Raw genomic sequence first — 13,929 nt, forward strand, 5'->3', positions numbered from 1 at the left:
TGATCGGCAACGGCGTCGCCACCATCGTGGTGGCCAAGTGGACCCATGAGCTCGACGAGACACGGCTGCAGGCTGGACTCAACAACGAGAGCTGGGTCGAGGCGCAGGAACCCGAGGCGCTCGACGCGGCGCGCAGCAGCAAGATGGCTGGTTGAGGCTGAACTTTTTGCATATGTGATTCGGGGGTGCTCACGCCGACGGGGGACATTCGCGCAGGGGAGCACCCGGTGGCCTGTGCACGCCCCCCCGAAGAAGAGTCCGAAAAAGAGCCCCTCAAAGAAGGCCGTGTGAAATAAAAGGCCAGACATCGTTCCTGCAGAATGCAGCGATGCCCCACAGCGTCTCCCTCATCAACACGATAGCCGCCGGCCTGGGGCTGGCGCTCGTGCTCGGGTTCCTGGCAGCCAGGCTGCGGCTGCCGGCGCTGGTCGGCTACCTGCTGGCCGGCGTGATCATCGGCCCGTTCACACCGGGCTTCGTGGCCGACGCAGGCATTGCCGCGCAGCTTGCCGAAATCGGCGTGATGCTGCTGATGTTCGGCGTCGGCCTTCATTTTTCCCTCGACGACCTGCTGGCCGTGCGCAAGATCGCGCTGCCCGGTGCGCTCGCGCAGATCGCCGTGGCCACGTTGCTCGGCGGCGGGCTCGCCCTGTGGTGGGGCTGGAGCCCCGGCGCGGCGCTGGTGTTCGGGCTGGCATTGTCGGTGGCCAGCACCGTCGTGCTGCTGCGCGCACTCGAAAGCCTGGGCATCCTCGATTCCTTCACCGGCCGCATCGCCGTCGGCTGGCTCGTGGTCGAAGACCTGGCCATGGTGCTGGTGCTCGTGCTGCTGCCGCCGCTGGCGGGCGCGCTGGGCGGCCAGAGCGCGCAGGCCGGGCCGGGCGATCCGCTGTGGCAGACGCTGGGCCTCACGCTGCTGCAGGTCGGCGGTTTCGTCGCGCTGATGCTGGTGGTCGGGCGGCGCGTGTTCCCGTGGATCCTCTGGCAGGTCGCGCGCACCGGCTCGCGCGAACTGTTCACGCTGTGCGTGGTGGCCGCCGCCGTGAGCATCGCCTTCGCCTCGGCGGCGCTGTTCGGCGTGTCCTTCGCGCTGGGTGCTTTCTTTGCCGGCATGGTGATGCGCGAGTCGCAGTTCGCCCATCGCGCTGCGCAGGAGTCGTTGCCGCTGCGCGATGCCTTCGCAGTGCTGTTCTTCGTGTCGGTCGGCATGCTGTTCGATCCCTCGGTGCTGATCGAGCGGCCGCTGCAGGTGCTGGCGGTGGTGCTCGTCATCGTGCTGGGCAAGTCGCTCGCGGCTTGCGCGCTGGTGCTGGTGTTCCGATACCCGCTGGGCACCGCGCTCACGGTGAGCGCCAGCCTCGCGCAGATCGGCGAGTTCTCGTTCATCCTGGCCGGGCTGGGCGTATCGCTGGGCCTGCTGCCGGTGGAAGGGCAGAGCCTGGTGCTGGCGGGCGCGCTGATCTCCATTGCCACCAACCCGCTGTGGTTCAGCCTGATCGTGCCGATGCAGAAGTGGCTGCACGCCCATTCCTCCTTCGCGCGCGGACTCGAATCGCGCGATGACCCGCTGGCCGAACTGCCCATGACCACCGAGGCGAAATACCTCTCGCGGCAGGTGGTGCTCGTGGGCTACGGCCGCGTGGGGCGCCGCATCGCGGCCGAACTCGACGCGCACGACATCCCGTATGTGGTGGCCGAGCAGAACCGCGAACTGGTCGAGAGGCTGCGCGAGGCCGGTACGCCGGCCGTGTGGGGCGACGCGGCCGATCCGGCCGTGCTGATCCAGGCGCACATTGCGCGTGCCCGCGTGCTGGTGGTGGCCACGCCCGACGCCATGAACGTGCGACAGATGATGGAGACGGCCCGCACGCTCAACCCCACCATCCAGACCGTGATCCGCAGCCACAACGAGCAGGAGGCCCGGCTGCTCACGCAGGAGACTTCCGCCACCGTGTTCCTGGGCGAACAGGAACTGGCCCAGGCCATGGCGCGCGACGTGGTCCAGCGGGCCGTGTCGATGGCCGTGCCTGCTTGACGCCCGTGCCGTCAGAGGTCTTCGATGACCAGCGTGCGGTATCGCTGGGCGATGGAATAGGGCACCGTGCGCACCAGTTCCATCAGGCGTTCGGCCGTCGCGCTGTCGCGGGTCCTGACCAGCAGGCCGGTGTGGCCTTCGTTCGCCAGCTTGGTAAAGGCGCGTACGGTCGCGGCATCGGTGCCGGCGGACGGCAACGGATCGTCGGAGCTTTTCACGGTCGGGGTGATCTCGGCCAGCACCGTTTGCGCGGGAAGCAGGTAGACCTCGTCCCCACTCATGCCTTTTTCGATCAGGCGGTGACCGATGCGGTTGGCATCTTCTGCGCTCGGAAACATCACCATCGAGTAGCCGGTCGGGTAAAAGGCGCCGCCGATGCTCGACCGCATGTTCGGTTCAAGAGTGAAATGCTTCATGATGCCTCCTGGCTCTTTTGAGGTTCTTCGAAGATCCCTGACTACAACATTAGGCCGCGCGCGGGTCGGGCTCTGTAGGAGAACCCCGAAAGCACTGTCAACCGCATGCGTTCCCCGCCCATTCAGGACAGACCATCCCGTCACGCCCATTTCCATGTCCTTATCAAGAAACGTCGCACTCACCGTCCATGAACTGGAAGCGGGCGAGTTCTATTGGGTGCTGATGGAGGCGGTCGACGACACGCCGGGCGAAACCTCCCACGTCTACATGCCGCTGGAGGCCGCCCAGGATCCCTACGCCACCTACTCGAATGCGCTGGTGGCGGGCGTGGCCGTGCTGCGGCGGCTGTTCGGACCCGACGGGAAGCCCGCCTGAAGTTCTGGCGCAATGCGGCTTGCCGCAGGCCGTTCCCTATAATCCCGCCCGCCCTGGTGTGTCAGTTCTTATTAACTGACTTGCGCCAGGCAACACGGTTCGAAGGTGCCCCGCACGCCATGTGATGGCCACGGGGTTAAACGGGAAGCAGGTGCGCTGCGTCGATCTTGACGCGTCAATTCCTGCGCTGCCCCCGCAACGGTCGGCGGATCTGGAAACCCTCACGCCCATGCCTGCTTCCACGCAGGCATGGGCAGCCACTGCGCATCGGCGTGGGAAGGCGAGGGTTTCGGCCGCGGTGTGCAATCCCACAGCACACCGCGGCGCTCCGCGAGCCCGGATACCGGCCTTCGCAACCGCCTTCGGACGCTGCGGGAGTGCGTGTCCGGGCCTGCCGCCTCGCGCTCGCGCGGACCGCCGCAGTCCCTTCGCCTCTTCCGTTGCTTCCTCTATCGGTCGGGAGCCTGCGGGGACGCAGGTCGCAGGAGAGATCAAATGGGTCAGCAAGCATCGCCGGCGCGCGATTGCATGGGTACGCCGCTGCGTTGGGCGCGCCTTTCGGGTTTCTCATTGGGCTTGGGGCTGGCCTTCGGGCCTTCCGCCGGCTTCGCGCAATCGCCGGATGAAGCGGCCGGCAGCGGCCATGGTTTGAGGCCGGTGCAGGTCGAGGCCGAGCGGCACACGCCGCTGGCCATCGACGAACCCTCGTACACCGGCAGCCGCCTCGGCCTCACGCCGCTGGAAACGCCGGCCAGCATCGAGGTGCTGACGGGCGACACCATCCGCGCGCGCGGCGACGTCTCGGTGATCGACGCCGCTACCCGCGCCACCGGCATCACCGGCTCGCCCGGCCCCGGCAACGGCGGCACCGCCATGGCCGCGCGCGGCTTCTCGGGCCACGGCTCGGTGATGCAGCTGTTCGACGGCACGCGCCTGTATGCGGGCGCGGGCACCGTCACCTTTCCGTTCGACACCTGGTCGGTCGATCGCATCGAGGTGCTGCGCGGCGCGGCCTCGGTGATGTACGGCGAGGGCGCCATCGGCGGCGCGATCAACGTGGTGCCCAGGAAGCCCACGCGCGGCCCGATCCGCAACGAGGCGCTCGTTACGCTCGGCTCCGACGCCACCCGCCAGGTGGCCTTCGGCAGCGGCGGGGCGATCGACGACAGGCTCTCGTACCGCTTCGACATCAGCCACCGCGCCACCGACGGTTTCATGCAGCGCGGGGAGGCCGAGAGCCTCGCCGTGGGCGCGGCCGTGCGGCTCGACGTGTCGCGGCAGCTGCAGTTCACGCTGTCGCACGACGAAGGCAGCCAGTCGCCGCAGCGCTACTACGGCGTGCCGCTGATCGACGGCCGCCTGGGCAACCAGACGCTGCGCCAGAACTACAACGTGGACGACGCCGAGATCAAGTACCGCGACAAGTGGACCCGGCTCGACGCGCAGTGGACGCCCAACGATGCCGTCACCGTGCGCAACCAGCTCTACCGGCTGGAGAGCAAGCGCCACTGGCGCAACAGCGAAACCTACACCTACAACGCCGCCACGCGGCGCGTGACGCGCGGCGACTACCTGGAGATCGGCCATGACCAGGAGCAGATCGGCAACCGCACCGACGCCACCTTCAGGCATGGTCTGTTCGGCCTGGCCAACCAGGTGCTGGTGGGCTTCGATGCGAACCGCATCGACTTTTCCCGGCCGAGCGATTCGCCCTACGGCGGCCGTTCGGTGGTCGATCCCTTCGTCTTCAGCCCTGGCTACTACGCTTCGCCCGTCCGCTATCAGTCGGACTACAAGACGAAGACTAACGCCTACGCCTTCTTCGCCGAGGACAAGCTGGCCTTCAACCCGCAATGGTCGCTGGTGGGCAGCCTGCGCTGGGACCACGCGAAGATCGAGCGCACCGACCTGAGAAACGCCGCCAACAACTTCGGCAAGACCTTCGAGTACGCCACCGGCCGACTCGGCGTGGTCTATGCGCCCGATGTGTCGCAGTCTTTCTATGCACAGGTGGCGCGCGCGGCCGATCCGCTGGGCTCGTTGGTCACGACCTCGACTTCGCAGGCGGCCTTCGACCTCAGCACCGGCAAGCAGGTCGAGGTCGGCTACAAGCGCCAGCTGGCCGACAACCGCGGTGCCTGGACGGTGGCGGCCTATCGCATCGAGAAGAACAAGCTGCTCTCGCGCGACGCGACCGACCCGACCATCACCCAGCAGATCGGCAAGCAGTCGTCCGAAGGCGTCGAGGCCACGCTCGACCTGGCATTGACATCCACGCTGAGGCTCGAAGCCAACGTCGCCAAGCTGCGTGCGCGCTACGACGACTTCAATGAGCTGGTCGGCCAGTCGCTGGTCTCGCGCACGGGCAACACGCCCACAGGCGTGCCCGAGGAGGCAGCCAACCTGTGGCTCAACTGGCGCTTCATGCCGCAGTGGGAGGCTGAGTTCGGCGTGCGCTACGTCGGCCCGCGCCAGGCCGACACGGCCAACTCGCGCAAGATCGGTTCCTACACGGTGGCCGACGCAGGCGTGAGCTGGCAGGCGAACCCGTCGCTCAAGCTCGCGCTGCGCGCCTACAACCTGGCGGACCGGCGCTATCCGGTGTCGTTCTCGAACGGCGGCAACCAGTGGCTGCTGGGGCGGCCGCGCTCGTTCGAGCTGTCGGCGCTGGTCAACTTCTGAGCAGTGCCCTCATGACCTCTGCATGGCGCCGCGCCTGGCCGCGAATTCGGCACTGGCTCTACTGGACGCATCGATGGCTGGGCATCGGCGGCTGCCTGCTGTTCGCCATGTGGTTCGTCTCGGGCGTGGTGATGATGTACGTGGGGTATCCCAACCTCACGGACGAAGAGCGGCTGGCGGGGCTCGCGCCGCTGCGCTTCGGGCAGGCGGCGGTGTCGCCCGCTGCCGCGCTCGATCGACTATCCCAGCCGCCGCGGCGCATGGTGCTGGAGATGCAGGGCGGCGACAGCCCCGAACCGGTGTGGCGCATCGTCGATGCGCGCGGCGGCCGGCACACCGTCTCGGCGCGCGACGGCCATGTGCCCGGCCCGGTCGATGCCGCGCAGGCCCAGGCCATCGCGCGAGCTTTCTCGGGCCGTGCCGGTGCGCACTGGGCCGAGACGCTGGAGCGCGACCAGTGGACCGTGCCGCAAGGCCTGGACCCGCTGCGCCCGCTGCACCGCATCGAGGTCGGCGACGCGGCCGGCACCGAGCTGTATGTGTCCTCGCGCAACGGCGAGGTGGTGCGCGACACCACGCGCTCGGAACGCTTGTGGAACTGGCTTGGCTGCGTGCCGCACTGGATCTACTTCACGCCGCTGCGCGCCGATCCGCCGCTGTGGCACGACGTGGTGGTGTGGCTGTCGGGGGCGTGCATCGTCTCGGCCGTGACGGGCATCGTCATCGGCATCTTGCGGGTGCGCTTGCGGCGGCGATTCCGCAACGGCGCGGTCACGCCGTACACCGGCTGGATGGCGTGGCACCACATTGCGGGGTTGATCGGTGGCTTCTTCGTGCTGACGTGGATCGTCAGCGGCTGGCTGTCGATGAACCCCAATGGCTGGTTCCAGCGCGGACCGGTCGATGCGGCGGTGATGGCGCGCTACACGGGCGCCGGCACATCGCCGTTCCCATGGCCACCGGCTTCGCTGCCGACCGGCGAGGGCGCTGCCGCACCGCGCGAAGCCGTGCTGTTGTGGTTCGACGGCAAGCCGCTGCTGCAGCTGCGCGATGCGCAGGCCCACGTTCGCGTGATCGACGCTGCCACTGGCGCGATTGCATCGATAAGCCGCGAAGACATCCTGCGCGCCGCCCCACGCCTGCGGCCCGGATCGGCCGCCACGCAGGCCACGCTCCAGACCCGCGAAGACTTCCATTGGTACGGCCACCACCGCGAGCGCATCGTGCCCGTATGGCGGCTTCAGTTCGACGACTCGGCGCGCAGCTGGATCTACATCAACCCCGCGAGCGGGCAGGTCGTCGGCAGCAACGACAGCAATTCGCGCCTGCGCCGCTGGCTCTTCAACGCGGCGCACAGCCTCGACTTTCCCTGGCTCATCCAGTACCGGCCGGCCTGGGACATCGTGATGTGGCTGCTGTCGATCATCGGCGCCGTGGCCTCGGCCAGCGGCGTGGTGATCGGCTGGCGGCGATTGCTGCGCAAGCCTCGGTCGTCGGCCGTGCCGGGAGCGCAGCGCGTGCTTCGGCGTTCATGACAGGGGCTTGCGCGAGCCGGCCCATCCACCAACAATCAACTTTCGCACTGCGGTGCATTTCAGGAGGTGCTCGATGCACATCGAACCAGGTCTCGTCGACGGATCCAAGATTTTCCTCAGCTACGCGACGGCGGCAGCCGCTCTTGCCTACACCGGCAAGGTCGCGTTCCAGATGCTCATGAAGGACGGGCCCGCCGCGCTGGTGCTGCGTTCCGTCATCGCGGTGGCGCTGGTGTTCTGCTTCTTCGAGGTGTTCCCGCACCATCCGGTGGGCGTGTCCGAGGTGCACCTGATCCTGGGCACCACGCTGCTGTTGGTGTTCGGGCTGGCGCCCGCGGCCATCGGGCTGGCGGGCGGGCTGCTCGTGCAGGGCCTGTTCTTCGAGCCGCAGGATCTGCCGCAGTACGGCATGAACGTCACCACGCTGCTGGTGCCGCTGTTCGCCACTTCCGCGCTGGCCCGCCGGATCATTCCCGAAAAGCTGGCCTACGTGGACATCGGCTACCAGCAGGCCTTCAAGCTCTCGGTGGCCTACCAGGGCGGCATCGTGGTCTGGGTCGGCTTCTGGGCGCTGTACGGACGCGGTACCGGGCTCGAGAACCTGGGCCAGATCGCCAGCTTCGGCGCGGCCTACATGACCGTCGTGCTTGTCGAGCCGCTGGTCGACCTGGGTGTACTGGCCGCCGCCAAGGGCTGGCGCCGTTTGCAAGGGACGGCCTTCGTCGAGCGCCGCTTGTACAGCAGCGTCTGACCCAAGCCCGGCGCCACTGCCTCGAGCACGCCTCGGGGGAGCGGCGCATCCCCTGGAAAAATCCGAAGCAGGCGCGCCGCTGGGCGCCTGGTTCTCGCTCACCCATCCCCTTGCCAGCGGCGCCTCGAAGAACACATCCATGACACAAGCAAACAACGCCAAGATCCCCGTCACCATCGTCACCGGCTTCCTCGGCAGCGGCAAGACCACGCTGCTGCGCCATATCCTCGGCAACGCGGAAGGCCGCCGCATCGCGGTGATCGTCAACGAGTTCGGCGAGCTCGGCATCGACGGCGAGATTCTTCGCGGCTGCGGCATCGGCTGCGACGAGGAAGGCAACGAGCGTGCGGGCGCGCTCTACGAACTGGCCAACGGCTGCGTCTGCTGCACCGTGCAGGAAGAGTTCCTGCCCGTGATGCAGCAGCTGGCCGAGCGCCGCGGCGAGCTCGACGCGGTGCTCATCGAGACCTCCGGCCTCGCGCTGCCCAAGCCGCTGGTGCAGGCCTTCCAGTGGCCGGACATCGCCAACATCTTCACTGTGGATTCGGTGGTCACGGTGGTCGACGGCCCGGCCGCCGCCTCGGGCCAGTTCGCCGAGAACCCGCAGGCCGTGGACGAAGCGCGCCGCGCCGACCCCAACCTCGACCACGAATCGCCGCTGCATGAGCTGTTCGAAGACCAGCTTTCGGCCGCCGACCTCGTGGTGCTCAACAAGACCGACCTGATGGACGACGCCGCGCGGGCCAAGGTCGAGGCGCTGGTGCGCGAGGAGTTGCCGCCCGAAGTGAAGATCGTCGCCGCCACCGAGGGCAGGCTGCCGCTCGCGTTGCTGCTGGGCCAGGGCCGTGAGGCCGAAGCCACCATCCACCTGCGCGAGAGCCACCACGACCATGAGGAAGACCATGATCACGACGAGTTCGACTCGCTCGTGATCGAGCTGCCGCCCGTGGACCGCGACAGCCTGCTGGCTGTGCTGGGCCAACTGGTCGAGCAGCACACCATCTACCGCGTGAAGGGCTTCGTCGCCATTCCGGGCAAGCCGATGCGCCTGCTGGTGCAGGGCGTGGGCCGCCGCTTCGACCACCACTTCGATCGCCGCTGGCGCGATGGCGAGGCGCAGCGCACGCGCCTCGTGTTCATCGGCGAAGACCTTGACGAAGCGATGCTGCGCAAGACGCTGGAAGAGGTGAGCGCAGTCGCCGCCTGACCACCTGAACCGATGCACCTGCTGAGCACCCAGCCCGGACGCTTCGTCGAGGACGACAGCGTCGTCACCCGCCTCGACCAGACGCCGGGCGACATCGTGGTGCTCAGCTCGGCCGACACCACGCTCGCGCTGCTCGCGGCCGCGCGCACTGCGCTGGCGGTCACCGACCCGGGCTACCCGTCGCTGCGGCTGGCCAACCTGATGCACCTGCGCCAGCCGGCCTCGCTCGACCTGTACATCGACGAGGTGCTGCAGCACGCGCGCGTGGTGGTGGTCGACCACCTGGGCGCGGAATCGGCCTGGGCCTACGGACTCCAGCAGCTCGAGAAGCTGGCCAAACGCAAAGGCCAGCAGCTCGCCATGTTCTCCGGCGACCTGCAGGAAGACGAAGACCTGCTCGCGCGCAGCACGGCGCCGCGCGCGGTGAGCCGCCAGCTGTGGCAGTACATGCGCAGCGGCGGAGCGGGCAATGCGATGCAGTTCCTGCGTGCGGTGGCTTTCCACGGCCTTGGCCATGGCGAAGCGCCGCTGCCGCCGCGCAGCTTGCCGCAGGTCGCGCTGCATGTGCCGCAGGGCATGGGCGCGGCGCATGCCGTCGCCGGCATCGACGACCTGCGCGCCGGCTGGCATGCGGGTGCGCCGGTGGTGGCGCTGGTGTTCTATCGCTCGCATCTGCTGTCGGGCAACACGGCGGCCTTCGATGCGCTCGCAGCGGCGCTGAGCGCCGAGGGGCTCAACCCGCTGCCGGTGGCGCTCGATTCGCTGAAAGACCCGCTGTGCCTGTCCACGCTGCGTGCGCTGTGTGTCGAGCATGACGTGCAGCTGGTGCTCAACACCACGGCCTTCGCGGCGCTGGGGCAGGGCGCGCAGGATGAATATGGCGAAGCCCTGGCCCTGGCCGGCGACGCGCCGGTGCTGCAGGTGATCGTGAGCGGCGGCAACCGCGAGGACTGGCTGGCCGACAGCCAGGGCCTGCGTCCGCGCGACATCGCCATGCAGATCGCGCTGCCCGAGATGGACGGCCGCATCGTCACGCGCGCCGTGAGCTTCAAGGGCTTGTCGCACCGCTGCGAACTCACGCAGACCGAGGTGGTCAGCTACCAGCCCGAGCCGGACCGCATCGCCTTCGTGGCCGAGCTGGCGCGCCGCTGGTGCCGGCTGCGCAGCCTGCGCGCCGACGAGAAGCGCATCGCGCTGATCCTTGCGAACTACCCGGGCAGCGAGGGCCGTATCGGCAGCGGTGTGGGGCTCGACACGCCGGCTTCGGTGATGGCGATCCTGCAGGCGATGGCGGCCGAGGGCTATGCGTTGGGCGAACCCGGCGCGATGCCCGCCGACGGCGATGCGCTGATGCGCAAGCTGCAGGAAGGCATTGCGAACGATCCCGCGCAGTGGGCTGCGCGGCCGGCGTGGCAGAGCTACGGGCTGGCCGAGTACCGTGCGCGGCTCGCGTTGCTGCCTGGAGGTATGGCCGACGCCATCGACGCACGCTGGGGCCCGCCCGAGCAGGACCCGATGCTGCGGCGCGATCGCTTCATGATCGCTGGCCTGCGGCTGGGCCGCGTGTTCGTCGGCATCCAGCCCGCGCGCGCGCTGGGTACCTTGGACATGGCCGACTACGCGAGCTACCACGACGCCGAACTGGTGCCGCCGCACAGCTACCTCGCGTTCTATTTCTGGCTGCGCGATGCCTTCGCCATCGACGCGGTCGTGCACGTCGGCAAGCACGGCAACCTCGAATGGCTGCCGGGCAAGAGCATCGCGCTGTCACGGGCCTGCTGGCCCGACGCGATCCTCGGGCCGCTGCCCAACGTGTACCCCTTCATCGTCAACGACCCCGGCGAGGGTGCGCAGGCCAAGCGGCGAACGCAGGCGGTCATCGTCGACCACCTGATGCCGCCGCTCACGCGTGCCGAGAACCACGGGCCGATGCAGGACCTGGAGCGGCAGGTCGACGAGTACTACGACGCGCTGCTGGTCGATGCGCGCCGCGCGAAGGTGCTGCGCGCGCAGATCCTCGCGGCGGTGCGGGCGCAGCATCTGGTCGAAGAGCTGGGCGGCCTGCCGGGCGCGGAAGACGATGCGGTGTTGGCGCGCGTGGATGCCTACCTGTGCGAGCTGAAGGAAACGCAGATCCGCGACGGGCTGCATGTGTTCGGCGCGTCGCCGCGCGAGCGGCTGCGGCGCGACACGCTGCTGGCGCTGGCGCGCTATCCGGCTGCGGACGGTGCGGGCGCGAATGCCGGGCTGCTCGGCGCGTTGTCGCAAGACCTGTTGCCGGGCGAGGCGTTTGACCCGCTCGACATCGACGCGGCACAACCGTGGCTGGGCGCGCGTCCCGCGCTGCTGAAATCGGCGAGCACCGATGCGTGGCGGCATCAGGGTGATACGCGCGAGCGGCTGGAGCTGCTGGCGCAGCGCCTGCTGGAGGACAACACCTGTCCGTCCGACATGCCGCATACCGCTGCGGTGATGGGCCGCGTCGAACAAGACCTCGCCCCCGCGCTCGACGCCTGCGGTGCGCAGGAGCTGCTGCAACTTTCGCGCGCCCTGCAAGGCCGCTTCGTTCCGCCGGGGCCGAGCGGCTCGCCATCGCGCGGCCGGCCCGATGTGCTGCCCACCGGGCGCAATTTCTACGCGGTCGACACCCGTGCCATTCCCACGCCCACAGCCTGGATGCTCGGCCTCAAGTCCGCCGCACAGCTGGTCGAGCGGCACCTGCAGGAGCATGGCGACTACCCGGTGGCGCTGGGCCTCTCGGTCTGGGGCACGGCCACCATGCGCACCGGCGGCGACGATCTGGCGCAGGCCTTCGCCCTCATCGGCGTGCGGCCGAAGTGGGCGCCGGGCAGCCAGCGCGTGGTCGATTTCGAGGTGCTGCCCACGGTCGGCCTCGGCCGTCCGCGCATCGACGTGACGCTGCGCATCTCGGGCTTCTTCCGCGACGCTTTTCCCAATGCCGTGCAGATGTTCGACGCGGCCGTGCAGGCCGTCGCCGCGCAGGAAGACGAAGACGCCGAGCGCAACCCCATCCGCGCGCGCATCCTCAGCGAGGCCGCCGCGCTCGAAGCGCAGGGCGTGGCGCCCGAGGCCGCCCGCACGCAGGCGGGCTGGCGCGTGTTCGGCTCCGCGCCCGGCAGCTACGGCTCCGGCCTGCAACGGCTGTTCGATCATGGCGACTGGCAGACCGACGACGATTTGTCGAACGCCTACGTCGGCGGCAGCGCCCACGCCTACGGCCAGGGCAGCGACGGCGTGCCCGCCACCGGCGCGCTGGTGCGCCGCCTGCGCGCGATGAACGTCGTGCTGCAGAACCAGGACAGCCGCGAGCACGACCTGCTCGACTCCAACGACTACTACCAGTTCCAGGGCGGCATGGCCGCCGCCGTGCGCCACCTGAGCGGGCGGCAGCCGGCCATGTACCACGGCGACCACGGCAACCCGCAGGCGCCGCGCGTGCGCACGCTGAAGGAAGAAATCAGCCGCGTCATCCGCGCGCGCGTGGTCAACCCGAAGTGGATCGACGGAGTGAAGCGCCACGGCTACAAGGGCGCCTTCGAAATGGCCGCGACGGTGGACTACCTGTTCGGCTTCGACGCCACCGCGCGCGTGGTCGGCGACCACCAGTACGCGATGGTGGCGGACGCCTACGTGCTCGACGAAGCCACCCGCGACTTCGTGAACGCGCACAATCCGCGCGCGCTGCACGACATGCTCAGCCGCCTGCTCGAGGCCATGCAGCGCGGCCTGTGGCAATCGCCCGGCGACTACAAGGACCAATTGCAAAACCTGCTTCTCGGCCACGAGCAGCAGATGGAAGGACTTTCGCGATGACCACTGCCGCCCCGATGCCGGTGCCTTTTCCCTTTGCCGCGATCGCGGGCCAGCCGCAGCTGCGCCAGGCACTGCTGCTGGCCGCAGTCGATCCGGGCCTTGGCGGCGTGCTGATCGAAGGGCCGCGCGGCACCGCCAAGACCACCGCTGCGCGCGCGCTGGCAGAGCTGCTGCCGGGCGCGCCTTTTGTCACGCTGCCGCTGGGCGCGAGCCTTGAAAGCCTCGTGGGCACGCTCGACCTCGGGCAGGCGCTGGCCGGCCACGAACTGAAGTTCGCGCCCGGCCTGCTGGCGCGCGCGCACGGTGGCGTGCTGTACGTCGACGAGATCAACCTGCTGCCTGACGCGCTGATCGACTCGCTGCTCGACGCGGCGGCCAGCGGCGTCAACGTGGTGGAGCGCGACGGAATTTCCCACCGGCATGCCGCGCGCTTCGTGCTGGTCGGCACCATGAACCCGGAAGAGGGCACGCTGCGCCCGCAGCTGCTCGACCGCTTCGGCCTGTGCGTGCAGCTGCGCAACATCGAGGATGCCGCAGAGCGGCAGGCCATCGTGCGTGCGCGGCTGGCTTTTGATGCCGATCCGCAGGGCTTTCGCACGACGCATGCGAAGGCGCAAGCCGAACTGGCGGCCGCATTGGTCCGTGCGCACGCCCTCGTGGCCGATGCGACAGCGCTGCCGTATGGCGATGCGGTGCATGAGGCGGTCGGTGCGCTGTGCATCGCAGCCGGCGTCGATGGCTTGCGCGCCGATCTCGTGATGCTGCGCTCCGCTCGCGCGCTCGCGGCCTGGGACGGTGCGAGCGCCATTACCACTGGCCACGTGCAGCGCGTAGCCGAAGCCGTGCTGCTGCACCGGCGCAAGCCCGAAGCCGAGGCTGCGCCATCGGCAGCCCCTCGCTCCGCAATGCCCGACGCGAATCCGAACGACGCCGCGAACAGTGCGGGCGATGAAGACTGGGGCGCCATGCCGCCCGAGCCCGTCGGCATCGAGCGCGTGAAGCCGCTGCGACCGCTGATCGCTCCTGCACAGGCCGCGTCAAAAAAAGCCTGAGCCTCCGGGACGCCGTACCCACTGGCGCACGCCAGGGTGAC

General features: G+C 69.0%; 9 protein-coding genes, 1 pseudogene and 1 riboswitch. Of the genes and pseudogenes, 9 read left to right on the top strand and 1 reads right to left on the bottom strand.

Translation table 11 applies throughout. The annotated features are described in order from the left end of the window. Window positions 1-155: pseudogene (locus tag PMI12_RS29050) on the top strand (C4-dicarboxylate transporter DctA); the annotation flags it as partial. A gap of 173 nt (window positions 156-328) precedes the next feature. Beyond that, window positions 329-2,035, top strand: a complete 1,707-nt coding sequence (gene ybaL, locus PMI12_RS26995; RefSeq protein WP_007839103.1) for a YbaL family putative K(+) efflux transporter — start codon at window positions 329-331, stop codon at window positions 2,033-2,035. Window positions 2,036-2,046: 11 nt separating this feature from the next. On the opposite strand, the gene PMI12_RS27000 is transcribed toward ybaL, so the two are convergent. Continuing rightward, window positions 2,047-2,451, bottom strand: a complete 405-nt coding sequence (locus tag PMI12_RS27000; RefSeq protein ID WP_007839104.1) for a hypothetical protein — start codon at window positions 2,449-2,451, stop codon at window positions 2,047-2,049. Window positions 2,452-2,605: 154 nt separating this feature from the next. Here PMI12_RS27000 and PMI12_RS27005 point away from each other — a divergent pair, with 154 nt between their 5' ends. The 7 genes from PMI12_RS27005 (at window position 2,606) to PMI12_RS27035 (ending at window position 13,888) form a co-directional block, all read left to right on the top strand. Next, entirely contained in the window at window positions 2,606-2,827 is a 222-nt protein-coding gene (locus PMI12_RS27005) for a hypothetical protein (protein WP_007839105.1), read from the top strand. An 87-nt stretch (window positions 2,828-2,914) separates the two neighbouring features. After that, window positions 2,915-3,193: riboswitch (cobalamin riboswitch) on the top strand. A 129-nt stretch (window positions 3,194-3,322) separates the two neighbouring features. After that, a complete protein-coding gene (locus tag PMI12_RS27010; protein ID WP_007839107.1) occupies window positions 3,323-5,509 on the top strand; it encodes a TonB-dependent receptor in 2,187 nt (728 codons plus the stop codon). A gap of 11 nt (window positions 5,510-5,520) precedes the next feature. After that, window positions 5,521-7,044 (top strand): PepSY domain-containing protein, encoded by a 1,524-nt coding sequence (locus tag PMI12_RS27015; protein ID WP_007839109.1) that lies wholly within the window; start codon window positions 5,521-5,523, stop codon window positions 7,042-7,044. A 73-nt stretch (window positions 7,045-7,117) separates the two neighbouring features. Beyond that, window positions 7,118-7,795 carry an energy-coupling factor ABC transporter permease gene (locus tag PMI12_RS27020; protein ID WP_007839111.1) on the top strand — a complete coding sequence of 226 codons (678 nt, stop codon included), beginning with the start codon at window positions 7,118-7,120 and terminating at the stop codon, window positions 7,793-7,795. Between the two features lie 139 nt (window positions 7,796-7,934). Continuing rightward, on the top strand, window positions 7,935-9,002 hold the full coding sequence (gene cobW / locus PMI12_RS27025) for a cobalamin biosynthesis protein CobW (protein WP_007839113.1): 1,068 nt from the start codon (window positions 7,935-7,937) through the stop codon (window positions 9,000-9,002). Window positions 9,003-9,014: 12 nt separating this feature from the next. Continuing rightward, the gene (cobN, locus tag PMI12_RS27030) at window positions 9,015-12,836 is read left to right on the top strand and encodes a cobaltochelatase subunit CobN (RefSeq protein ID WP_007839115.1); all 3,822 of its coding nucleotides are present in this window, start codon (window positions 9,015-9,017) and stop codon (window positions 12,834-12,836) included. Continuing rightward, complete coding sequence (locus tag PMI12_RS27035) at window positions 12,833-13,888, top strand: ATP-binding protein (protein ID WP_007839116.1); 1,056 nt, start codon at window positions 12,833-12,835, stop codon at window positions 13,886-13,888. The genes cobN and PMI12_RS27035 overlap by 4 nt, the downstream gene beginning before the upstream one ends. The last annotated feature ends 41 nt before the right edge of the window (window positions 13,889-13,929 follow it).

Source organism: Variovorax sp. CF313, from assembly GCF_000282635.1.
Classification (GTDB): Bacteria; Pseudomonadota; Gammaproteobacteria; order Burkholderiales; family Burkholderiaceae_C; genus Variovorax.

Bases quoted from the DNA above. Each gene is read 5' to 3' on its own strand.
- ybaL (WP_007839103.1), top strand. From the start codon at position 329: ATGCCCCACAGCGTCTCCCTCATCAACACGATAGCCGCCGGCCTGGGG.
- PMI12_RS27000 (WP_007839104.1), bottom strand. From the start codon at position 2,451: ATGAAGCATTTCACTCTTGAACCGAACATGCGGTCGAGCATCGGCGGC.
- PMI12_RS27005 (WP_007839105.1), top strand. From the start codon at position 2,606: ATGTCCTTATCAAGAAACGTCGCACTCACCGTCCATGAACTGGAAGCG.
- PMI12_RS27010 (WP_007839107.1), top strand. From the start codon at position 3,323: ATGGGTCAGCAAGCATCGCCGGCGCGCGATTGCATGGGTACGCCGCTG.
- PMI12_RS27015 (WP_007839109.1), top strand. From the start codon at position 5,521: ATGACCTCTGCATGGCGCCGCGCCTGGCCGCGAATTCGGCACTGGCTC.
- PMI12_RS27020 (WP_007839111.1), top strand. From the start codon at position 7,118: ATGCACATCGAACCAGGTCTCGTCGACGGATCCAAGATTTTCCTCAGC.
- cobW (WP_007839113.1), top strand. From the start codon at position 7,935: ATGACACAAGCAAACAACGCCAAGATCCCCGTCACCATCGTCACCGGC.
- cobN (WP_007839115.1), top strand. From the start codon at position 9,015: ATGCACCTGCTGAGCACCCAGCCCGGACGCTTCGTCGAGGACGACAGC.
- PMI12_RS27035 (WP_007839116.1), top strand. From the start codon at position 12,833: ATGACCACTGCCGCCCCGATGCCGGTGCCTTTTCCCTTTGCCGCGATC.